Annotated in this window: 17 protein-coding genes and 1 pseudogene; 8 read left to right on the top strand and 10 right to left on the bottom strand. The window is 50.5% G+C overall.

All coding sequences use genetic code 11. The features are described 5' to 3' along the window. Complete coding sequence (locus C2M34_RS11470; RefSeq protein ID WP_105258832.1) at nt 1-1479, bottom strand: cytochrome-c peroxidase; 1479 nt, start codon at nt 1477-1479, stop codon at nt 1-3. 317 nt (nt 1480-1796) lie between these two features. On the opposite strand from C2M34_RS11470, the gene C2M34_RS11475 reads away from it, so the two are divergent. Continuing rightward, nucleotides 1797-3677, top strand: a complete 1881-nt coding sequence (locus tag C2M34_RS11475; RefSeq protein ID WP_105258833.1) for a hypothetical protein — start codon at nt 1797-1799, stop codon at nt 3675-3677. A 44-nt stretch (nt 3678-3721) separates the two neighbouring features. Here C2M34_RS11475 and C2M34_RS11480 read toward each other — a convergent pair. Beyond that, a pseudogene (locus C2M34_RS11480) lies at nt 3722-4751 on the bottom strand (NADP-dependent oxidoreductase). 206 nt (nt 4752-4957) lie between these two features. On the opposite strand from C2M34_RS11480, the gene C2M34_RS11485 reads away from it, so the two are divergent. The 3 genes from C2M34_RS11485 (at nt 4958) to C2M34_RS11495 (ending at nt 7296) form a co-directional block, all read left to right on the top strand. Continuing rightward, on the top strand, nt 4958-5866 hold the full coding sequence (locus C2M34_RS11485) for a histone deacetylase family protein (RefSeq protein ID WP_105258834.1): 909 nt from the start codon (nt 4958-4960) through the stop codon (nt 5864-5866). A 162-nt stretch (nt 5867-6028) separates the two neighbouring features. Continuing rightward, on the top strand, nt 6029-6769 hold the full coding sequence (locus tag C2M34_RS11490; protein ID WP_105201640.1) for a ferredoxin--NADP reductase: 741 nt from the start codon (nt 6029-6031) through the stop codon (nt 6767-6769). 23 nt (nt 6770-6792) lie between these two features. Beyond that, on the top strand, nt 6793-7296 hold the full coding sequence (locus tag C2M34_RS11495; protein WP_158681438.1) for a nuclear transport factor 2 family protein: 504 nt from the start codon (nt 6793-6795) through the stop codon (nt 7294-7296). Between the two features lie 75 nt (nt 7297-7371). Here the strand turns inward: C2M34_RS11495 and C2M34_RS11500 are convergent, their stop codons facing one another. After that, nucleotides 7372-8298 (bottom strand): tetratricopeptide repeat protein, encoded by a 927-nt coding sequence (locus C2M34_RS11500; RefSeq protein ID WP_105201642.1) that lies wholly within the window; start codon nt 8296-8298, stop codon nt 7372-7374. An 804-nt stretch (nt 8299-9102) separates the two neighbouring features. Between C2M34_RS11500 and C2M34_RS11505 the strand changes: the two genes are divergently transcribed. From C2M34_RS11505 to C2M34_RS11515, 3 genes are all read left to right on the top strand, one after another. Beyond that, entirely contained in the window at nt 9103-11331 is a 2229-nt protein-coding gene (locus C2M34_RS11505; RefSeq protein ID WP_158677880.1) for a bifunctional diguanylate cyclase/phosphodiesterase, read from the top strand. A gap of 21 nt (nt 11332-11352) precedes the next feature. Beyond that, nucleotides 11353-11649, top strand: a complete 297-nt coding sequence (locus C2M34_RS11510) for a hypothetical protein (RefSeq protein WP_105258835.1) — start codon at nt 11353-11355, stop codon at nt 11647-11649. 116 nt (nt 11650-11765) lie between these two features. After that, entirely contained in the window at nt 11766-12848 is a 1083-nt protein-coding gene (locus C2M34_RS11515; protein WP_158681439.1) for a leucine-rich repeat domain-containing protein, read from the top strand. 12 nt (nt 12849-12860) lie between these two features. On the opposite strand, the gene C2M34_RS11520 is transcribed toward C2M34_RS11515, so the two are convergent. Further along, nucleotides 12861-13559, bottom strand: coding sequence for a Crp/Fnr family transcriptional regulator (locus C2M34_RS11520; protein WP_158677882.1), 699 nt, complete (start codon nt 13557-13559; stop codon nt 12861-12863). A gap of 227 nt (nt 13560-13786) precedes the next feature. Here C2M34_RS11520 and C2M34_RS11525 point away from each other — a divergent pair, with 227 nt between their 5' ends. Then, nucleotides 13787-15661 carry a TonB-dependent receptor plug domain-containing protein gene (locus C2M34_RS11525; protein WP_105258837.1) on the top strand — a complete coding sequence of 625 codons (1875 nt, stop codon included), beginning with the start codon at nt 13787-13789 and terminating at the stop codon, nt 15659-15661. 22 nt (nt 15662-15683) lie between these two features. Here C2M34_RS11525 and C2M34_RS11530 read toward each other — a convergent pair whose 3' ends face one another. The 6 genes from C2M34_RS11530 to C2M34_RS11555 all read right to left on the bottom strand — a co-directional run bounded on the left by C2M34_RS11530 (nt 15684) and on the right by C2M34_RS11555 (nt 24049). Next, nucleotides 15684-16541: a LamG domain-containing protein gene (locus tag C2M34_RS11530; protein ID WP_105214503.1), complete on the bottom strand. Its 858-nt coding sequence runs from the start codon at nt 16539-16541 to the stop codon at nt 15684-15686. After that, nucleotides 16531-17988, bottom strand: a complete 1458-nt coding sequence (locus C2M34_RS11535; RefSeq protein WP_105258838.1) for a sensor histidine kinase — start codon at nt 17986-17988, stop codon at nt 16531-16533. Before C2M34_RS11535 ends, C2M34_RS11530 begins: the two co-directional genes overlap by 11 nt. 108 nt (nt 17989-18096) lie before the next feature. After that, entirely contained in the window at nt 18097-18579 is a 483-nt protein-coding gene (locus C2M34_RS11540; protein WP_105258839.1) for a hypothetical protein, read from the bottom strand. A 56-nt stretch (nt 18580-18635) separates the two neighbouring features. Continuing rightward, a complete protein-coding gene (locus tag C2M34_RS11545) occupies nt 18636-21032 on the bottom strand; it encodes a Calx-beta domain-containing protein (RefSeq protein WP_105258840.1) in 2397 nt (798 codons plus the stop codon). Next, nucleotides 21017-23143: a carboxypeptidase-like regulatory domain-containing protein gene (locus tag C2M34_RS11550; RefSeq protein ID WP_105258841.1), complete on the bottom strand. Its 2127-nt coding sequence runs from the start codon at nt 23141-23143 to the stop codon at nt 21017-21019. The genes C2M34_RS11545 and C2M34_RS11550 overlap by 16 nt, the downstream gene beginning before the upstream one ends. A 303-nt stretch (nt 23144-23446) precedes the next feature. Continuing rightward, complete coding sequence (locus tag C2M34_RS11555) at nt 23447-24049, bottom strand: hypothetical protein (protein ID WP_105258842.1); 603 nt, start codon at nt 24047-24049, stop codon at nt 23447-23449. Nucleotides 24050-24068: the final 19 nt, after the last annotated feature.

Consider the following 24068-nt stretch of genomic DNA (forward strand, 5'->3'; position numbering starts at 1 on the left):
TTACAGCAAGTTGCCGTCGTCAGCATAGGCCTTTAAGCGCAAACCATCGGCGTCTTGTTCATTCTCGCCCGGCACCCATTTGTTCATGCAGCTGGGTGTTTGTGTGCAGGGATCGGTTAAGGTTGCCAAGAATGCCAATAAGTCTTCGATTTGCTGTGGCTCATAACTCTGTGGCTGCAACTGTGACTTACCCTCACTTTGAAGTCGGTCCAGTTGCGCCAAGGCCAGCTCGGTGTTGTCTCGCCAATGCGCTATTTGTATTCCCGGCTGAGTGTCATCGGGCACATAATCGCCAATGCTTTGATGAGGTTGCAGGTGATGCACAAGCATATCGCTGAGCTCGGTAAAGGCGCCGCTGTGTCCCCAGGGTCCGGTTTGAGTCACGTTCAGCAGGGTCGGCGTTCTAAACGCATACTTATCATCCGCCGCCTTGGTTTCCCGGTAACGGCCAAAGTCATCGTCTCCCCACTCGCCATCACCTTTACCACGCCCTATTTGCGGCACCGCCAGCACATGGAAAGACTCGTCGGTGAAAAAGCCACCCTGATGGCAACTGGCACAGGCAAAGCCGCCCTGCTCGCTCGTTTTGTAAAATAGCAGTGCCCCACGCTTGGCTTGTTCGCTGATGGCATTTTGCTCGCCGTTTAGATACGCGGCCCAGGGGTTGTCTATAAGCACCTGGGAGTTTTCATACGCGGCAATGGCCAGGGTGATGTTATCAAAGGTCAGCAATGAAGCAGCGCTGCCTTCGGGTTGCTCCAGGCCTTGACGAAAGGCTTCCAGCCAGTTGTTGATGGCCAGTTCGTCGGTGTTGCCCTGAAAACGCGCTTGCAGAGCGGCACGTAAATCGTCGTTATTACCATCAATAACAAAGTCAAAGCCACGCATCTCCTCTTTTGAGGTCACCGGGAATCGCGCTTGTGCCTGCGCCAGGGAAACACCGGCCTTATCATCACGCTCGCCGAACAAAGAGTCTGGAGTGCGCATTTCGCCTTGTTCATCTAGCACTTCGATACGCCCATCATGGAACAAGGTGCGTTGATAGAATGCCAGGTTAAAGGTGCTGGGGGAGTTACGGGGAACGGTGGGCCCGCCATCATGGTGATAACCGTTGGCATCATGAAGACGACCCGGCCCAAGCAGGTCGGGCTCCAGCGCTTCCACGCCCACCGGCAAGCTTAAGGCATCGCCACCGCCTAAATTGGGGTGATGGCAGCTGGCACAGGCGGTGTCTAAATTGCCACTGAGCGCTTTGGTAAAAAATAGCTGCTTGCCGAGTTGTGCCATCGGGCTGTCAATGGCGACGGCCTCTTGCGGTGGTGCTAAAGGGGCAATCTTGTCTGTGGCGATCAGGCTTTGCAGCTCGACTTCTACCGCAGAGGCCTCAACGGCGGGTGGCTCCTGGGTTTGAGTATCGCTGGAATCACAGGCACTCAGCATAAAGCACACGGCCAGAGGCAGCGCTATTTTTGTTGTCATTGCGTTATTCTCATTAATTGGATTTATTATTGCTTTGCTACGCCAGGCTACACATCAAGCAATCTGCAAGCTAGATAGCAGGCGTTCAGAATGCGGGCATGATATCCCAAGTGCACCTCTATTAACATTACTTAACATTACACAAGGCGCTATATTGGCATTTGAGGGAGGGTTTATACCTATACCTAGTTAAAATATAACTAGGCTATGCACTATGTAAGGGGGAAAAGCGGAATAAATGACTAGAATTCGTCCCTTAAAAAATGACATAATTACATGATTATTACAAATAAATAACAACAATAAGGGAATTATCCATGAAGAAGCTCACCTTAGCTGCCCTGATCTCTGCCACGCTCGTGGGTTGTGGGGGCTCGGACAATAATGACGATTCGACCCCGACTCCGATAAACAAAAACACTTCCCCGACGCTTAGCGGCCCCCTCACTTACGATGTAAAAGCCGCCGCAGAATACCAAGCGGTATTAAATCTAGCCGATGCCGATGGCGACACCATCTCGGTTTCGGTAGCAGATAAACCTGCGTGGTTAAACACAGAGGTAGCAAATTCGCAGCTCACCTTAACCTTAGCTCCAGGCTTTTTTGATATTGGCGAACACGCAGTTACTTTACAAGTAAGCGATGGCAAGGCCAGTGTCGATTATCAACTGACATTAACCGTAGGGGATAACCCAGATAAATGGCAAGACATTGCGCTTGGAGATGGGGTACTCGAAGGTTTATGGACTAACCCTGCTAACGGCAATTCTTTAGCATTCACCGAAAGCAACAACGGGGTTATGACCGATGCCAATGGTGATATCCATCATTTTTCCTATGAAGTGAGTGACACAGGTTTTACTACAGATATCAAAAAATATGCCTGTCTATCATGCACAGAATATGACTGGTTGGAGTTCAATATTGTTGCTCAAGAGCAGGATAAGATTCGTGTGGTGCTGAGCACGGGTGAAACAGAAACCGTTATGAATTTAAATAAAACGGTTCACCCTGAGTTACAACCGAGCTATTTCTTCATCGACGAGCCATCAAGCTATTATGGGGTCGGCCAGCTTGCGCCAAGCACCAATAAAGCCAGCCTGCCTGTATTCTTTGCAAGAATAAAAGGGAAAGACTTCAATAGCACGACTATCAATACCCAAATAGAAGGTAATCGGCTGGTTATCCCTACTCTTTCAGAGGATTTTTCGAGGTCATTCTATGATATCGATTATAACTATGTGGAATTATTTTTTACCCATCATATAGACGGCATTAAAGTACTGGCGCAAACGGAGCAAGGCTTAGCCATTGAGTTACTGCACTACAATGATTTAAAGGCAGAATCTCAAGGTGTCAGCTTGCTTAATCCCAGTGAGCTAGAAGACGCACTTATGCCGCAGGCGGATGTGCTCATTTATAGTAAGGTAGATAAGATCTCTGCGCCAGCGCTAGCGACTGGTGCTAGCTACTCGGGACGCTTTATTACAGAGGCGACCACAATTGGTGAAGAAGAGTATTTGATTGGTGGTACGGTCCTGACATTGGAGTCGGCGAGCAAGGCTAAAACGCAAATTTACAGCCCTAAAACCAAGCAAAGTGAGGAACGCACTGTCACACTGACTCAGGGCGCGGATATCCTGGCAGTAAATGATGGAACAACGACCACGGAATACAGCTTCTTTAGTAATGGAGAGAGAACCTGGGCAGCTCGGTATTTTGCTGAGTCAGAAAGTTATCTTGCCTACCCCTTTATGGAAGTGGATACCAACCTGGCATCGGCTAACACGCTGAGCGATGTTATAGGCATATACCAGCATCAGGATGCATTCACCAGCTTGGATAGCAAAGACACCACTAATTATATGTGGTTGCACAGCGACGGCTTTGGCAATTATAGCGAGCTCTTTAATTATCAGCCAAACCTGAATGAGCTCTACAGTGGACGAGACCTATGGAAGCTTGATGAAGAAGGCAGAATTCAGTTTATCTCAAACTATTATTGCCCTACTGCTACAAACTATGATGAATGTTATACCGAGACGCTGGCGACTCCAGAAGCAGTGTATTTTATGCGTTCGCTACGTCCGCTGCACAGCGAAGGTGGTCAGATCCTCTTTAGTTACAGCTTTGCCGTAAAAAGTGGTGCAAGTGACTACTCATATCAGAGCCTAAGACTGCTCAATAAAGTTGAGTAAATAGAATAAAAAAGCCGAGCAGAAGCTCGGCTTTTCTTTTCTGATTAAAGCGGTTCGTTAACTTTAACGACCATTTTACCGAAGTTGCGCCCATTGAGTACGTCGTTCAATCCCGCCGGCGCATTTTCAAGGCCTTCTATCATATGCTCCTTGTACTTGATCTTGCCCTCGCTCACCCACTGTTGCATATCCTTGGCGAACTCGTCATAACGGTGGCCGTAATCATCGTAAATGATAAAGCCTTTTACCGTCACGCGCGTTACCTGCAAAAATGACATCAACTGGTATGAGCGGTCCGGCCCTGCCGGCAGCTCGTCACTATTGTACTGGGAAATATTGCCGCACCAAGGGAATGCGGGCGCAGGGGTTTAATAACGGTAATACCGCATCGAACACCTTACCGCCAACGTTTTCAAAATACACATCTATGCCCTTGTCACAGACGGCGGCTAATTGCTCAGCAAAATCATCCGCCTTATGGTCGATACAGGCATCAAAGCCAAGCTCTTCAACCACGTAGCGACATTTTTCTTCGCCACCGGCAATGCCCACCACCTTGGCGCCTTTAATTTTTGCAATCTGACCCACGTTCGAGCCCACCGCACCGCTGGCCGCCGCGACCACCACGGTTTCGCCTGGCTGAGGATTGCCGATATCCAGCAAGCCCATATAGGCGGTAAAGCCGGGCATACCCAAGACACCCAAGGCCCAGGATGGCTTACTGGGATTTTTACCCAGGTTAATCGCCATCTCGCCTGTGCTGATTGCATAGTCCTGCCAGCCGTTAATCGACAGCACCCAGTCACCGACGGCATAACCATCCAGGTTAGACTCCACTACTTGCGCCACCGTGCCACCGAACATCACCCCGCCAAGAGCAACCGGCTCGGCGTAAGACTTGGCGTCGCTCATGCGCCCACGCATATAAGGGTCGAGGGAAAGATAAACGGTACGCAGCAGCATTTCCCCTTGTTTTGGGCTCGGGATCTCCCCTTGGTGCAAACGAAAGTTTTCGGCTGTGGGTTCCCCGACCGGGCGTGAGTTCAACAGGACTTGACGATTAACTGTATTCATTATTAATTCCTAAACATTTTTGAATGGTTACTCAAGTATAATTGGGATGGTCACTCGGCTTTCAAGACGGCAAAGCGTTGCAAAGTGTAATTCTAGGTAATAAAGCGTTATTAGCCCTAACAAGTCGAGGCGCGCCAGTGAAGAAACCTGGGCAAAGGCGTTCATCATTCGGTAGACTCTTTACAAAAGTCCCGTTGTCGAATCTCATGAGCTTTAACCCGCATTTGCCCCTGGTTTATCACCCAAATTACTCATTCAGCTTTGATCCCAACCACAGGTTCGTAATGAGCAAATTTGCGCGCCTGTATAAGCATGTGAAGGAGTTGGGCTTAGTGCGGAACAACCTGCATCAGCCGGAAATAGGCTATCCGGAAGATCTCGCCCTGGTGCACTGCGACACCTATATCGACGATCTGTGGCACAATCGTCTCGATGCCAAGGCCATGCGGCGCATCGGTTTACCCTGGTCACCCAGCTTAATGGCCCGTACCTTTACCGCCCCGCTGGGAACACTGAAAACCGCCCGCCTGGCACTTAAAAATGGGCTTGCCTGTCATCTCGCCGGGGGTACCCATCATGCGCATTATGATTTCGGCTCCGGCTACTGCATGGTCAACGACCTGGCCTTCACCGCCCAAACCCTGATCCAATCGGGCGAGGTGACCAATGTGCTTATCTTTGACCTGGATGTACATCAGGGCGATGGCACCGCAGCGCTTTTGCAACATCAGCCCTATGCCTACACCTGTTCAATCCACTGTGAGAAGAACTTCCCGTTTCGGAAATGTGCCAGCGATCTCGACATAGGCCTGGCCAATAATATGGGCGATGATGAATATTTGGGCATAGTCGATGACACCCTCAGCCATTTATTGCACAGCTTAAACCCGGATTTAGTGCTCTACGATGCCGGCGTCGATATCTGGCAAGAGGATGGCCTGGGCAAGTTGGATATCAGTTGGCAGGGCATAGCACGTCGGGATCACCTGGTTCTCAAACGCTGCCTGGAGCACAATACCCCGGTAGCAACCGTAATAGGCGGTGGCTATGACAAGGATCATGCCCGCTTAGCGGCGCGTCACGGTATCGTTATTGAACAAGCGATGCGTTTTTAAGTGTGGGTACCTTGTCATAACCTCGCCCGTTCCACCCCATGCGTAAGTAATTCAGCGCGATACTGAGGGTTTGGGAGGCATTAACATAATGATTGTTCATTGACTTTATCCCATTGTATTGCCAGATTTAAGCTATTGAAGCTAAAGGCTTTGGAGCAAACAATGGCAAACTGGTTAGAGGCAAAAGTAAAACGGCTGATCTGGTGGAATGAAAAGCTATTTAGTTTAGTGGTTACCGCTGATATAGAACCATTTACGGCCGGACAATACACCAAGCTGGCGCTGCAAATCGGCGATGAGCGCGTAGCAAGAGCTTATTCCTTTGTTAATCCACCGAGCTCAAAGAACCTGGAGTTTTACCTGATCAAGCTGGATGATGGCGCCCTTTCCGCAGCCCTGGCACGCTTAGAGCCCGGTGACAGCGTGCAAATTGCCGCCAAGAGCAATGGCTTTTTCACCCTGGATGAGGTGCCAAGCGCCGAGCAGCTATGGATGTTAAGCACGGGCACCGCCATCGGCCCGTTTTTATCTATGCTGCAAGAGCAACGGGTATGGCAACAATTTCAACATCTGGTACTGGTACACTGTGTTCGTCACAGCAAGGATCTCAGCTATAAAGAGATGATCCTAGAATTACAGGAGCAATACCCACAATTACACTATGTGCCCGTGGTCACCCGCGAGAGCGAAGCCACGCCACTGAAACAACGCATTCCGCAACTGATTACAAGTGGCGAACTTTTTGCGCACGTTCAGCTTGAAGCCACCCCGGATGTGGCACAGTTTATGATTTGCGGTAATCCCGACATGGTCAAAGAAACCAGTCAATGTTTAATGGATTTAGGCTACAATCGCAACCGCCGCCGAAGCCCGGGGCAAATAACCGTAGAGCAATACTGGTAGTAACCAAAGGACTAACACCCACTATGAAAACCCATATTGTCGCTATCTTGGCAGCCCTGCTTTGGCAACCGGCACTGGCCAATGACAGCGCAGAACCGCTAAGCGCCCAAGCAAGCGAGCTGGTTGAGAATCAACTCGAGCAGCAAACCGCAAAGCAATTAAGCAAGGCACAACAACAGGCCGTTGCCGTGGTCGATGCCCTGCTGAGCGCTTACAACGACAAGGATATCGATACCTTTATTAGCTATTTTGCCGAAGACATTTCCTTTTATATGTTCCCGGATCAGCTGATGTTTAGTGGCAAGGAACAGTTAATCGCCCGCTATGGCGCCATGTTTAAAAGCCTGCAATGCGTAAAAAGCACACCCATTAAACGCATAGTTCATGGTAAATACGTGATAGATCAGGAGCTTTCCGAGTCATGCTCCAAAGACCCCGAGGTGGTGGATAAGCGTGGCGAAGTGGTTGCCAGCTATGAAATCAATAATGCCAAGGTAACCAAGGTCTTGTTTTTTAGAGGTAAATAACTACCGCTCAGCAAGCACTCTTACAGAAAAAAAGGCGGCCATTGGCCGCCGTTTTTATATTTAAATCTATTTCGATTAGCCGTTAACTATGTCGTTAAAGCTGGCATTATCGTGCAGGCTGGCAAAAGCGCTTTCGTGAAGCAGCTCATTGCGTAGATTTGGCGAATATTCCAGGGCCATACGTATATCCGCCAGGGCATCGCTGTGCTTATGCAGCAAAGAGTATGCACAGGCGCGCTGCCAATAGGCGTAACCATAGTCTGAGTCGATATCCAAAGCCAGATTACACAACATAATGGCCTGCTGAGTATCGCCTAACTCCAATAAAGCATCCGCCTTGTAGGCGATGGCTTCAACGTCTTCGGGCTTACGGGAAAGGATTTCGTCATAGATTTCCACCTTAGTGCCGTAATCACTTTCAAGATTGGCGCGCATCCACAAGGAGTGGATTTCATTGGTAATGGTGATCTTTTTCTGATTATTGAGTATGGCTTCAGAGCGTTCACGCAACTGACTTTCTAACCCGGCCAGTCGCGATTCATACTCTTCCGTAATCGCTTTTACCCGGGTGTTAACTATATCTTCTACCTTGTTTTTCACATCACGCAATGAATTCCAGCCCACCAATACCAGGATGGATACTGTGGCGGTAATAAGAATAAAGAGGTTATTCATTGTATCTGTGGTGTAGCCAAGGGCGCGGTCGGCGGTGTCCAACTGAGCATGAGCTATTTTTTCCACGTATTCGGCGCGCAATGCCTGCTGATCTTTGCGAACCGCCTGCAGTTCATCGAGAATATAACGTTCGATCAAGGGGCGGTACATGGGCCCATCCAACTGTGAAACCGATTGCTGCGCCTGAGCTTGTTGCTCTTGAGAAAGTCCTTTCGCTTGTTGCTCGGGGAGCGTAACCGGCTCCTGCTCGGCCTGTGCCCACGCATTTTGCGCCGTTGAAACACTCAAAATAACACCAAATAGCAGGTAACTCGCCCATTTCAGCATGCTTAGATCCTTTTTCTCTTATTTTTGCAGCCCCTATGATGCCAGCTTGGCAACGCCTAGGCAAAAAAAAGCCAGCTACAAATGTAGCTGGCTAACCTGCTTAACAACAATAAAGGTTCAAGGAACATTAACAGGAGTGAATGGCCATAGTATTCCTCACACACTGAACCCATACTTAATTTATCTTATTGTTAGTTATATTTTTTTTGCTGCTAGATTCGTCAGTATTTTTAGGCATAATAGGTAACACTTGTGTAACTTTAAAGCAGTGTTCTCGTCAACTTATAAGATTTGGTTAACGCGACAATTGCGGCTCCCTCGGATTGAGCGGCTTTCAAGACAAAAGTTAAAAATACATGGGGACGAGCCCGAGCGTGAGTAAACTTTATCCTGGTGAGGCAAGACTCTGATATACAGGGAAAGCCTCCTTAACCTTTTGGATAAGAGCAAATCTGGCAGGATCGACACCAGACACAATTATGTGGCTTTATTGGATAATCGGTTTGCAACTGGGAAAATGTGGGCTTTACTTCCTAATAAGGCCGTTTTCAGCACGGTACACAAGAACACAAGAACACAAATAATAATAACGCGGTTACCAACAGGAAGTGTATATAAACGCGAAATTCACCTAGCTTATAGGGTATTGATAAGGGTAAGGACTTGCCAGATCATGCTGATTTAGGATTATAAATGTTTGATATAAGCAAAATTTACAAAGGTAAGATTTTTTTGTTTGCAGTGGCCATATCGGCTTTATCAACCTTATCTATGATACTGTTTTATAAGCTTTTTGCGCAAAATATGAACAACACCGCCAAGGTGCTTTTTTTGCTCAGCTCACAACTGCTGGTAACCTTCGCCTTGTTGCTTCTGGTGTTCAAGAAGGTTAACAAGCATGCAGGCGTTATCAAGCAGCTACTCAACTCCATTAACGATGTAGTGCTGATCAAGGACTATCAGGGCAACTTCCAGTTTTGCAACGACACCATGGCCAAGCTGTACAACAGCTCGCCGGAGCAAATGCTTGGCAAAGACGACTTTTACTTTATAAACAATAAAGAGCAGGCCGACTTCTTCAAAGAAAATGTTCAGGCCATTATGCGCCGCTTTGAAATAGAAGAAGTGTACGAGTCGACCACAGATGCAAATACCGGAGAAATCCGGCACTTTCACTCCATAAAGGTGCCATTTCGCGACGTTCGTGACCGACTTCATATTGCAGTTATCGCCAAAGACATCACAGAGATCACCCGCTTAAAAGAAGAAGCAGACAGAAACAAAAAACGCCTTGAGCATGTGCTCGACGTGTCCGAAGAAGGGCTGTGGGAATGGAACGTACAGACCAATCAGGTGCTGCATAATCGCCAGTGGGAACTGATCACCGGCATTGAACATAGCGACAGTTCATTTAAGGAATTTGAGCAATGTATCGTCCCTGAAGACCGTCCCATGGTTGCCAAGGTGCTGAAAACTCTGATGCGCAACCACAAGTCCTACAGCATCGAATTTCGCATGAGAAAGCCCAACGGCGAGGTGATCTGGATATGGGATCGAGGGCGTGTGGCCGAATTCGACGACAATAACGAGCCACTGTGGCTGGTAGGCCTGGCACTGGATATTACCGAAGAGAAAAGAAATCAGGATAAGATAGTCAACCTCGCCTATTATGATCAGCTCACCGGCTTACTCAATCGCACACGATTGGAAACAGAGTTAGAAAAAGCAATAAAATCAAACCAGGAAACAGACAGTTATAGTGCATTACTGTTTCTCGATCTGGATCGTTTTAAATTATTAAACGACAGTTTTGGCCACCATATCGGTGATCAGCTACTCAAGGTAGTGGCCGAGCGTCTAAAGCATATCAATCAGGGCCAGGGGATCATTTCCCGCTTTGGTGGCGATGAATTTGTGATTGTCCTTCCCCAGCTCAACAAGGTTCAAGGTGAAGCATTGCGCATCGCAGAACATTATGCCGAACTAGTACTTAAAGAAATTTCCAAATCAATATCCTTGGCCAGCGACATACAGAATATAGATATCGACTACTCGATCACCGGCAGCATTGGCGGTGTGGTGTTTACCGCCGATGATCTGTGCACCATGAAATTGCTGCAGCTGGCAGATATGGCCTTGTACCGCACCAAGGCCAGCGGTGGTCAAAAGGCGATGATCTTCGATACCAATATGCAGGATGAACTGCGCCAGATCAGTGAATTGCAAAAAGCCATGCATGACTCCATCGCCAATCGTGATTTTTGCATTTATCTGCAGCCCAAGTTCGATATGAAAGCCACCCTGATTGGCGCCGAAGCCCTAATTCGCTGGCAGCACCCTACCCTGGGTTTGCTCTCTCCTGATGTATTTATGCACATGGCCGAAGAAAGCAATCTGATCGTGCCCATGGGCGCCATAGTGCTCGAGCGCGCCTGCCAGCAACTTGAGCAATGGCAGCGTCATGACCACAGCAAACACCTGCATATAGCGGTTAATCTTAGCGCTAAAGAGATCTGGCGCGCCCACTTTGTCGAAGACTTTATTAAGGTGGTGCAGCAATACCAGATTGACCACAGCAAGTTGATCGTTGAAGTGACCGAGTCCGTGCTTATTCGTGATATCAATGATGCCACAGACAAGCTCAATAAACTCAGAAAGTTTGGTGTCTCCATCGCCCTTGATGACTTTGGCACCGGCTACTCATCATTGAGTTATTTGCGCTCGCTGCCCATAGATGAAATTAAAATCGACCGCTCCTTTGTGCAAGACATGGTCACAGATGAACATGCCCACCTGGTGGTGAAATCCATTATCGATTTGGCGAATAACTTTAATCTCACCGTGGTCGCTGAAGGTGTTGAAACGCAAGAACATTTTAATTTACTGAAAAGCTACCAGGTCGACTCTTACCAGGGTTACTATTTCAGTAAGCCGATATCTGCAACTGAGCTTGAACGCCTGTTTATCACCTCTGATGCCAAGGTTGAGCAAGGTAACAGCTCACAGCTGGGTTCAGCGATAATAACAGACTAATAAATAAACGGAACTCATGCCATGACCGAATTATCAGCAGCAAGGCAGCACAACGCAGACGATAACTGGCTGGATGCCGAAGTTTGCTACATCGAATTGGAAGGTGGCTTTTTTGGCCTGCTCACCAACGACGGTAAACGCCTGCTGCCATTAAACCTGCCCAAGGCATTCTGCAAACCAGGCGCCAAGGTCAAACTGCGCGGTCACGAGCAGCGCGAGATAATGACCATACAGCAGTGGGGCACCCCCTTTCACCTTACCCAGATTGAATTTATCGACCCAGAGAGCAACGCCAAGCTACATAACCCCCTGATTTAAAAAACGTTGCAAACACTAACTTGCTTGGCCCAGATGCGCTACAATGGGCCGGCGGCGCGCCCCAAGGGCTATGACGCAAGGAACCGAGTTAAGCCACACAGATCATGGATGAAAAAATGAAATCACGCCGATTAAGTAAACCCCTGGTGTTTGTGTTAGTGTCCTTATTGGCCATTGTTTTACCTGGCCTTGTCACCTACACCTATACCCCTTACACGCTAACAATCAAGGATGTCATCCTAGATCGCACCAGTGGCACCCTGGTCAAATACCAAGGCGAATACGGCCCACGCACCCCCTGGTCGGATTATGTTGCAGTACGTATTCCCAGTAATCTCGATGGGGTGAGTATCACCCGCATCGCGCCGTCTGCGTTTGAGCGTATCCGGCTATCCAAGGTCATTATTGCCGATTCGGCCACCCACATCGGCAAGCGCGCCTTTTGGGACAGCAAACTCAGCAGCGTTCGCCTGCCCGCAGCCCTGACACACATTGGCGAAGATGCCTTTAGATTTAATGAGTTAGTAAGCGTAGATTTACCGGACACGCTGAGCAGGATTGACGCCGGGGCGTTCGAGTACAATCAGCTGACCCAGGTTAATCTGCCCGACTCGCTGAGTCATTTGGGGGCGGATGCTTTTCGGGTCAACAAGCTCACTTCGGTCGCTATTCCCGCGGCGGTGACACGAATTGATGAAGGCACCTTTGAGCACAATACCCTCACGGCCATCACCCTGCCAAAAACACTGGAGCATATTCACTATTCCGCGTTTCGCTATAACCGAATTGAAAAGGTAAACGGCAAGATCACACATGGTTTTATTTATGGGGAAGAGTCTAACCGCACCTTGATTGCCTATGGCGGCGAGCGTAAGGCCATTACCCTGGCCGATTCGGTCACCAGCATTGCGCCTCATGTCTTTGATTGCCAACACCTAACGGCCGTCACCCTGCCAGACTCGCTGATCCATATAGGCACCAGCGCCTTTGATAGTAACGAGCTCACCGAGGTGATCCTGCCCGACTCAGTTACCTCGATTGGCAGTTATGCGTTTTGGGGTAATCCAACGGCCGAGATAACTGCTCCGGCAGCGCTGAAAAGTATGGGCACCGACGCGTTAAAAACGCGCCTGCACCCAAGTTGGGACTATATGGATGAGCTCAGAAGAAGTCTATGCATAGTTGATGAGCCAGCCTAACCAATACGCCCTTTACTCATTGGCCAGGGCGTATAACTCATCGATATCACTGATGTAGATCTTTTTACGCTTAACCTCGAGCACGCCCTCTTGCTTTAAGCGGGTGAACTCGCGGCAGACCGCCTCGGAGGACACACCCAGTAAATTAGCAATATCGGCACGACTCATGGGTAACTCAAAACACAGGGTCGGCACCCTTGAGCTGCCCAGGCGCGAGGAAAGGTTCAGCAATAAGGAAGCGACGGCCGACTTAATGCTTTTGGTCGGCAGTTGACGTAGGTGCTGATCGGCGGAAAACTCCTGGCTGATCAGACTTAGCATGGTCAGCAATACATCGGAGTTGGCAACCGAGTCCTGTAGCAGACGAGCAAAAGGAATTTCGCACACTCGCGAGTCCTGCAACGCCGACACCGAATAAAAGTGTTGCTGCTGTGCCAAACCGCCAACGCCAATAACATCGCCGGGAAAATACAGCCCGGTGAGCACTTCCTTGCCCGAGGCCGTTAGTCGATAACTTTTGAATGCACCGGATTGCACCAGGTAAAGCGCTTTAAATTCATCCTCTTGGCGGAACAAGTGCTGCTCGGCGTCAAGGGATTTGCTGCCCTTTACCAGCTCGCTTAGGCGCACCTGAGGTGTCTTCTGAGCGGCCTTGGCCTGCTTGCCTAAGCCCAGCTTAGGTGCCAACAGGTTAAAAATACTTCCTTGCATAGCCAGCTCCAAATTCACAGTGTTCAATGGCATGTTGTGATCAATCATGGGTGCCTCGCTACATTCAATTCGCTGTTCGTGTCTTGCATGCTGCTAATTTAGCCAATTCAATGGGGCGCTCGCTATGCGTAGATGTACCTATGGGGGATCGGAAACTACTTATATTGACGTAAAAGTGAACATGGTAGCGTGCCTTATCAGTTGTTTTTTAGGTCGAGGCCTTGCCCATGAAGTTAATACGCACCGCACTCACCCCTTTAGTTTTATCCGCTCCAGGATTTGTCACCGTGGCTGCCCACGCCGATGGCATGGAGCATATTGAGGTGCTCAGCAGCACCTCAAACTTTTATCAATCCAGTCTGCAATTAATCGAGGTCCAGCACATCGACCCGCAGCAAGCCCAGGGCTCACCATTGCAATTGTCGGAATTGCTGGCGCAGGAGCCGACCATTTCCCTAAACGGTCAAGGCGGCATGATGCAGATGTACAGTATGCGCGGCTTTTCCCGCTGGCGGGTGCAAACCCTGATAGAGGGCATTCCCATTTACAGCGATCGCCGCGCCGGCAGCGCCGCAGAGTTTATCGACCCGGCGTTAATCGGCCAGGTGCAGGTAATTCCTGGCGCCGCTTCAACCTACTATGGATCCGGAGCCATGGGCGGCGCCGTGGATATCAAACTGAACCGCCTCGAGGGTCAACAATTGGATGCCCAATGGCAAAGCAATAACCAGGCGCAACATCTAGCCTGGCAAGGAAGCAAGGAAGGCATCTCCTGGGGACTGTCGACCCGCACCGCTAGTGAAGGAGAAAGCGCCGACGGCAACAGCATCTACAACGGCTATGAAAACCGCAACGTGTTTTTAAGTGCCGACCTTGAGCTTCCCTACCTCACGCGTGCCTGGGTGCTCTATAGCGAAGGCAACAATCTGGGTAAGGCCAGTGCTTCGCCACTGAGCAAGAAACGCACCCTCTACCCACGCAATGATCATCTCTTAGCCAAGGCGGAGTTTGATTTTGACCAGATTTATGCCGATGTCTATGTGCACAATGCCCATCTCGATACCTATATTGAGCGCCCCAACAAGCGCATCAATACCCTGAGTAATTCATCCTTGGATTATGGGGCGGCGCTTTACGGCTATCAGTATTTTGGCGATTGGCAGGGCAAATGGCGTTTGTCCTTCGATGCCAGAACCCAGGTGCAAGCGACAGAAAATGAGCTTGATTTAGCCTCGGGCCTAACCAGCAGCGACACCGTGCTGGACGCCAGCCAGTACCAGGGCGCCCTTGTGTACGATGCCACCCGTAGCCTGGATAACATCGACCTGTTGCTTGGTGGCCGCCTCGATTACAGTAAAACCAAGGCACAACAAGGGAGCCGCAACGACACCAATGTCAGTGGCTTTGCCGGTATTAGCTGGGCACTCACGCCCGAATTAGCGGCGAAGTTTATCACCAGTACGGCCTTTCGCCAGCCGGCGCTGACGGAAAGCTACTTTTTTGGTGAAACCCCCCGCGGCCGCGTGGAGGGCAATCTGGAGCTCGAGCCGGAGCAAAGCCTGGGCTTTGAAGCCAAGCTCTCCTACCAGAAATCGGATTTTAACTGGAGCCTTAGCGCCTTTTCCCAGCACATTGACGACTATATCGAGCGCATCGATATCGATGCCGATACGCGTCGCTATATCAATGTTGGCTCCGGGAAAATTAAAGGACTGGCATACAAGGCGGCATATCAGGTAACCGACAACTTCTCCCTCGGCCTCGGTGGTCAGTGGCTTAACGGCGAGGATGAACAGGGTCGCCCCCTTGCCGACATTGGCGCCGGCGAACATAAACTCACTTCGATCTACCAGGGCGACCGTTGGCAATGGGATCTGGGTGCAACATTACGCAGTGCCAAGGACGAGGTGGGACCCTCCGAGTTACCCCTGCCCAGCCATACCTTGCTTTCGACCAAGCTGACCTATCAGCTCAATGAACGAACCAAGGTACGTCTGTGGCTCGACAATGCTGGTGATCGCCTCTATCGCGTCAGCGCCGATGACAGTGCACCCTACGCGCCGGGGCGAAACGTGGGCATTGCCATCACCTACCAGTTTTGAGCGCTATTGAAGCAGTTGGGTGCTAGTTTTCGCCCAACTGCTGTGCCGCCAGCTTGTCTTTATTAAACAATGCGTTGACTTCTTTATCCGTTAAAATTAGTTCCGACATAAAAAAGTCGTCGATAACGCCGGCAAAGGCATGCTTGCCTTGGGTGGCATGTTGCTTGGGGATCCCCCCTAAAAACACATCATTGACGATAGAGCTAACGCTAATGTTGGCGTCTTGGGCGGCATCAAGCTCGCCGTTAATAAACAGCCGCGCTTGTTTACCATTATGCACCACAGCAACGTGCGTCCACTGGCCGTTTACCAGGCGAGTGTTGCTTTTAACCACTGATTTTGGCTGGTATCCGGAGCTTGAGTAGATCAACAGTTCTACACGCCTATCCACCACCCTGAGCTTGTTACTTTGTACATCGCCATACCAGCCACCATACAAGGGATAAATTTGCTTGTCTTCCAGGGCCAGGGGCTTGAGCCACATGGCGATACTGATGCCACCATTTTCAAAGGTCACCTCACGCCAACGCGTAGTCGACAGCGGCTTACCGATTTTACAGCAAATATCCACGCCCATATGAGCGTCCTGATGCACCGAGAAGTCTAGACCCTTGCCGGTTTTACCGGCACTGCGCACGGCGCCGTGCAAGGTCCCTGGCCAAAAGCTGGCAAAGTCATCCAGTACTTGGTCGCCCTCGCCCTCAAAGGAATAATAGCTGGAGTGACCGTGTAAATTGACCTGCAACACCTTGGATAATTCGTCTTCAACCTGTGTTTGTTCAACTCGCTGCAGCTGAGAAAACGCCAAGGCCGCTATGATGATAAAAATGGCGCACAGCAGCAGGGTCACTCGCAGCGCAAAGCTCATTTTAAACGTCATAAGCCACCTCCTCGCCAACGGCAGGTAAGGTCAAAGTAAAGTCGCATCCGCCCTGAGCATTGGCCTGATACTTCAAGGTACCATTGTGCGCCTTGGCAATCGCCAAGCTGATTGACAGTCCCACACCCATGCCTTGCTTCTTACTGGTATAAAAGGGTTCAAAAAGATGCTCGACGGCCTCGCCACTCACCCCCACGCCTTCGTCGTGAATGCACAACTCCACCTCATTATTCTCGCTGTTAAGGCAGGTAGAAATAACCACCTGAGCGCCCGGGTGACTGGCCTCAATGGCGTTTTTAATCAGGTTAATGCTCACCTGTTGCAACTGAACCGGATCGCCCTCTACATACAAGGGCGACGGATTGAATTTGAGTACCAGGCTCACCTGGTTACTGTTGGCCGTGGTCTCCACCATATCGCCCACTTCGCGAAGCATGGTATTCACATCCAGCCGCTGCATATCCATGGCCCGCAATTTCACAAAGTTGCGGATCCGTTGCAGCACCTTGCCACTGCGCAGCGCCTGCTCGGAAATTTTCTTTAAGGTAGTCGCTAACCATTGCTGCAGCTCAGCCTGCTGCTCGGGACGGGCGTTGTCGATACGGCGGGTGGCACTTTGGGCATAACTGGCAATGGCGGTTAGAGGCTGATTGATTTCATGGGTGATGGTGCTGACCATCTCACCCATGCTGTTGAGCCTGTCGAGGTGGGCGATTTGGTCGCGACTGGCCAATAGTTTTTGCTCTGCTTCTTGGCGTCTTTGCAGCTCATCGCCAAGACGTAATTGCATGCCGTTGAGGGCGCTCACCACGGTTTGCAGCTCATCCGGAGCGTTTCTTTCCTTAGCATCTCTATCCAGAACTAAGGGTGGTATAGGCTTATCAAAGGTCAGGTTTTGTGCAAAGTCACTGATTTTACTGAGATGACGGGTGACCAGGTATTGAAACAGATAGAGGATAAAACCGGCCACCAAAAAGGTTTTAATGCCATTACTGATAACAATAAAATACACTCGGTCGGTGAGGCGGCTATATAACTCATCCAGACCCACCACGATTTGCAAAATCCCCAGGGGCGGCTCTTGCTCCCTGCCATGCTGATACAAGACAAAACGTTCATCGATAATTTCATTGGACATCACCTCACCGGCACGCCATTTCACCCTGTCGGTGGTAACAATACTGATACGCTCGATCCCAGGCAGTTTAACCAGTCCATCAAGTTGCAGCTGGAGCAACTGTATATTGCGGTCTTGCACATTGAGGGCAATGCTTTCAAGCTGGCTGTCTTTGATTTGATGGATCTCGGCATTGATCTCCGCCACCCCCTGAGTGTATTCCAAGTACAGTTGCAGCGCCGACGATATTAGAGTGATCGCCGAGCTAAACAGGATGATATAGAGGATCAGCCGTCTGACCGTTCTATGCCGAGAAGAAAAGGTACGCATGGTATGAGTCCTCAACTGACTACCTCCCTTAGCCTGCGCCAAGGCGGTGTATTACTCTCTTTACCATACCTTAAATGACGCAAACAGCCACTATAAACACAGCGACAATTAATTGTTTCCTTTATCCTTTTGGTCCTTTTTCTGCTTGCTGATGGCGTTTTCTACCGGCAGTCGGCCAATGGGCATCACCTTAACGGGCTTGGCGTTTGCGCACTCTTGCTGACGCTCCTCGGCGCTGATATCACGTAGCGATTTTGATTCGCCCTTGGCCGCATTAGCAGCTATTTTAGCCTTGGCAGGCTGTGTTTGGTTCGGCTTTTGTTGCTCAGTCATAGACGTTTTCTGTTCATTGAGTTTGCGCTCCACGGGCAATTGATGCAAAGGGATCACCCTGGTTTCGCCCTCACACTCCGGTTTAGAAGCCACTTGTTCAGGCTGTGCTTCCTTTTCAGGTTTGACATTAGTTGTCACCTTAGGAGGCTTGCTTTGGTTGGTGTCAACTTCGCCGTTATGGGCAAAAACGGGTGCGCTTACATTCAGAATCATGAACGCAGTCATGCCAATTAATAATCCGGGCTTAAAGGTTTTCATAATAACTGTCTCCTAAAGCAAATAAGGCGCCGAAACTCGGCGCCTTAGGGTTAGTTTTACGCTTTTCTGCGAACCAGAGTTAACGCTGCTAGCATGAACAGTAGGTGGAACAGTGAACCACTGCTGCCCTTCTGCTTGTCGTTATCGGTTATTTTGACCGTGGTAACCACCTCGGCGTTCAATAACGTCTCATCGTCGGCACTGAGCAGGATATTAAACGACTCCATGGTTTCTACCTCGGCGTCATCCACCAGCTTAACGGTGAAGGACTTCGCCTCCCCATCTTGGTCATCCCAGTACAGCATGCCCGACGCAGGTTGATAATCCGCCAGCGCTTTAGCTGTGCCATCAAGACTTTGATAGTTCAGTGCCACGGCGCCATCGCTGCCGCCGGTACGTTGTACCGTCACCACGACTTGATTGTCACCTTCATTAACTTCATAGGCGCTCACCGCAAAGCCAAACTCGCCCAACACGGGTTCGTTGACATTCAGGGTTACGGCAATTTCGTGGGCCGCGTAGGCGGTATCGTCTTGCAGTAACAAGGTGGTCTGGTAGACACCCGGAGCCAAGGCGGCCGCGTCGGCACCCAAGGTCAGGGCCTGTTGCTCGCCGACATTTAACGCTCCACCATTTTCGGAGTAGGTGAACCAGCTTGCTTGCGGCTGTGCACACACCTGTTGCTGCCCCGAGGCAAGGCTAAAGGTGCGCGACATTACCAGGTCCATGGCATGCAAGGTGCCATCACAATCGAGGTCTAGACCTGCTTGCGAAAAGCTATTCATACCATCTACACGCGTTGCCCCAACCAGGCTTAGTTCGTTGTGCAAATCAACAACGTACAGATCTAAGATCTGATCGGCCTTGTCACTGCCTACCCCATTCTCGCCATTGGCGCTGACATACAGATGACCAACATTCGGGTTGTAGGCCAAACCAAAGGCAGGTAGACCAAGGTCGTATTCGGCGCTGACGCTGCCATCGAAGTTCACGCGATACAATTTCTGTGCATTGTAGCTACTGACCAGTAACTGATCGGCATGCGGATCATAGGCCAAGCCGCCAACCCCATTACCGTCCAGGTCTGGACACACGCGCTTGCCCGTCAACTGCATGGCGTTAAGGTCAAGCTCATGGATACAGTTTGCATCACTGAAAATGGCCTGCCAAGCGGTGTTGGTGCGGGTGTTGAACGCAAGATCCGCAACCAGATCATCGCCTGCCGCTAGCGGATTCAGGTCGATTACATCGCCGGTTTTCTGGCCCTGTTCGTCTAAACGATAGAGCTTGTTATCACCGCCGAAGGCTTTGGCACTGTTAACCCAAACGCTGTTGGTCACCTTATCAACCACCATGCCATATGGGCGGGCAATGTTCAAAGCCTGTGCTTGCTGGTTATCGCCCAGGCTTGCCTCACTCGGGTTATCACCACTGGGTGGTGCGACTTCAGCAACCTTGTAGTTAAGCCCATAACTGCCTTCGTTGGCCAAGGTGATATCGCTGGCAACTTTGCGTCCGGCAACCACATCCAGTTCGAGCGCCTGCGCCGAGCTGGTTAGCAGACCGGCATTAAGGGCAACATTAAGCTCGCTGACCTGATCGTTGGCAATGCTTACGCTTTGCTCGGCCTGCGCATAGCCGCTAAGCGCGATGCTCATGCTCTGCTCACCGGCGGCATTAAACTGACGATAGAAGCCATCCTGAGCGGTTAATGTAACCTTACCCTGCTGGTTTTGTACCTGAGCTTGCGCTAACGGGGCCTGGGTGTTGGCATCGGTGATCATCCCTGCCAGCAAGCCACCCTCGGCAAAGCCACAGCCTAAACCGAACTCAACATTATCGATTTGCACATACCAGTCATAGGCATTATCAACACTCAGGGTGTAATAACGCCATCTTAGTCTGAAACTCTCAGCCCCCTCTAGGTAAGTGCCCAAGTCAACAACGACCTTGCCGATGCTGTCTGTGATCAGATTATGAATGTTCAGCCATTGACCACCGTCAACGCTGATATCAAAATCGAACACCGACTGGGCATACGCCTTAAAGGCCTGCTCATAACTCACGGTTTCAAAGCCTTGCAACGAAGCAACAGAGATAACAGGAGTGATCAACTCGGTATCGTAAAGGTTACGACCGCCGCGGTCGCTGTCCGCCGCCGCCGACATACCGCTGCCAGCGGTTAAGTTAGGACGACTCCATTGCTCACTGGTTTTCCACACCACGCCAGTACCGGCATTATCGACAACGGTCCAATCCGTAGGTGGGAAGTTCACATCTTCAAATTCGACCACAGAGGAGGTGCTGCTATCGGCCTTATTGTAACCGGGAGCAACACACACATCCTTGTTCACCTGCAGGGCAATGTTACCTAGCTCGGTATCGCCATTGGCCTGAGTCGCCACATTTTGCGGATTATAACTGACGGACGATGCCATCAGGTTACCGGCCATCCGGCGTAACCATCCAGGGTAAATTCACCACTGATGGGGTCGGTGTTGATCACCGTATAAGGCACCAACTCGCCGCTTAGCTGCAAGCTTGCTGGTAATCCCCAACCGTGACCTGAACCATCAACCACCTTACCGCTAATGGTTGCCTTAGGTAGGGAAACCAAAGACGCGTCCTTAGTTAACTCACCTTCGCTGGCCACCTGCACCGAACCCAAGTCGGTCATCGGGTGACCATAGGCACGTGCCTTAAATTCATAGCTGCCCAGAGGTAAAGACAGTGTATAGACGCCTTGTGCATCGGCTATGGTGCTGTAGTCGCCAAAACGTACTTCGGCACCTGCCAGTGCTGCATTTGTTTCGCTGTCACGGACAACCCCAGTGACCACGCCTTGCGGCTCGGCCTGACATTGATCGAGCTGGAATTTCGCGATGCGTGTTCCCCAAAGGGTTTCGAAATCGGTGTCAGCACCGTACTCACTGGAAAACCAGAAGGTGCAGTCATCACTTGGGTCGATGGTCATTTGCGCACGCTCGCCCCAGCTGCCGTCGAACGAGTTCACCTGAGGTGCTAAACCTTCGGTGACGCTGCCTTCGCCATAGCCAAGTTGGCCAAGAGGATCACTGGCTAAACGGCCACTGTAACGCATCGCCGGCAACATATCGGCACTGGAAACGCTGTAGCCTAGAGCGATGTTGCCCACCGCATCCATGGCCATAGTGCCTAGCCAACGGCTGGCGGCATCGGGCGCATAGGTGCCTTGCTGATGAATCGTGGCTTCACTACCTGGGTTACGCACTTCATACCAGCGCACACCAAAATGCTTATCACCGGTTGCCACCGTGTGGTTTACCACCAGGCTGTCATGATCGCCAAAGTTGCGGTAAGCCAAACGGTACATCAGCGCTTGCTGATGAGCGTCTAGGGCGTTATAGCTGTCGCCACCCCAGGAGTCCTGAGCAACACAGGTTTTACCACAGCTTTGATCGATATCGAAAGGCTCGGTAGCCAAGGTCGCTAGCAAGGCAAAGTTACTTTGCTCCGGGTTTTGCCAATCGGCCTCTAAGCCCCACAGCTGCAATGCGTCCGCGGCAACGCCATGAACCTGATCATCGAGCATTTGCATAAAGTAGTTAGGCGAGCCTGCCTGTGGTGCGCGCATGCCATCCATATCCGCCGGTAAGGCGTTGTGCATATCGGCTTGGTCGAAATACAAGGTTTGTGCCGCTAGACCATGGAGCATTTTTTCACGCTCAAAGGCCACAACCGCCATCCCTTGCTTAGACTTGTCGACAGGAGAATATTGTGGCGCGGCCATATAATAGCCATCACCCCAGACACCGAATTGCGCCTTGTCATACCATTTCGAGTCGGTGGCAATAAAATCGTAAAGATGCCACTCGCCGGTGGGATCGCCACTTTTCGACACCGCCACACATTGGTGCATCTTGGCGCCGTCAAACGCAGTTTGGCTTAGTAACCAGCGATCCGCTAAAACGTCATACAGGACCGCGCCATCGCGGTCTTGTTGCGCTGTCCAACCGACAATAGCCGGTGGCTTGGCATCTGGATCGGCACACACGCCACCAAGCTCCTGCCAAAGCTGTGTAGTTGGCGTACGCCCTTGAACTAATTGGCCGTTTTTATCCCATACCGCATAGGACATGTTGACCACTTGCACTACGTGGTTGGCGCCTACATCTAAACTGGTATCAGGTACGGCGGCATCGCCCCAGTCGGCGCCCTGGCCATCCAGGTTAAGACTGGGTTCGGGGATGGCTCGCTCACCCAGCGTAGTTTGTACTAGGGGATCGGTAAATCCATCTAAAGCCATTGAAACCAGGCTTTGTTGTTGTGCGTTATACAATTCGAGCTGATCCTCGAACTGGCCTGTTACTGACTTTGAAAGCGGCGCCTTACCCGCGGTGGCCAAGGTTGGGCTCACCGGTTTTAACGCCATGGCTGCATTGCTAGTACTCTGGCTTGTTACATTCTTGACTGACTCACCAACCACTGGAGCCTGCGGCATCTCGGCAAAGGCATGATTACTGCCTATTAGCCCGAGCAAGCCAATAAGCACACAGCTTTGCAATTTTGACTTGTTGAAGTTCATCAAAAGTCTCCTGTTATTTACTTTTATGACTCACGTATTCGCACTGCCGGTAACCAAACTCGAAATTATGCGATCTAGATACGTGTAAATAGCCGTTACATTTGTGCCTTTTGTATACTCATGCCAAAGTACGAAACTATCGTCGGGCTGTAACTGACAATTATCAGTTAACAGGATGTTATTTTTGTTTACTTGTTGTTTTTAACTTAGGGGTATGAATTTGCGGGGGAAAATTCCGGGCCACATCAGCAATTGAAGAGCCCGGAGAACATGGAAAGAGGATGTTTAACGCTCGGCCATCAATTAACGATAGGCCTCCAAGGAAAGGGTCAAGGTGGTGTTGTCCTTAAGTTGCGCCGGCAGTTGCGCCGCCAACAACAAGCCACTGGACAGGGAAGCATGGATTTTTCGCTTTAACAATGGCGAGGCCGACACTAGCAGCTTTTCGCTGCGATGTTCAAATTCATTCAGTTGCACCGTCAGATCCTGTAGCTGCTTACGTAGAGCCAGGTAACGAGCCTGTAGGGAAGTATTCCCTCCTGCGGCGGCGGTGCCGAAGTTCGCCAGCAGCGCATTATTGGCATCGGCTAATCGGGTCAGCTGTGCACTTAAGTGGTCGACAAAATAATAACTGCCTTTGTCGAAATCCAGGTCATGTTGACCGCTTGGCTCCAGCGCCGGGGATGTTTGCTGTGCATCACTCACCTGCAGCGCTAATTGCTGCACCTGAGCGTTTAAATCTAAAAAGCGCGCAACCAGGCGCTCCTGCTCGCTATTAAAAGCGTGTAACTTATTGATCTTGCTTTTTTTCTCCTGCTTCATCGCTTGCCAACTTTGCGCCTCAACCGGTGCGGAAAGAGCGCCGGCAGCTAGGCAAAAAACACCGATAAGAAGTAATTTATTCATGGTTAACTCCTAAGGGAAA

Origin of the sequence: Pseudoalteromonas sp. T1lg88, assembly GCF_002964765.1 — a bacterium.
In the GTDB taxonomy this organism is placed as follows: domain Bacteria; phylum Pseudomonadota; class Gammaproteobacteria; order Enterobacterales; family Alteromonadaceae; genus Pseudoalteromonas.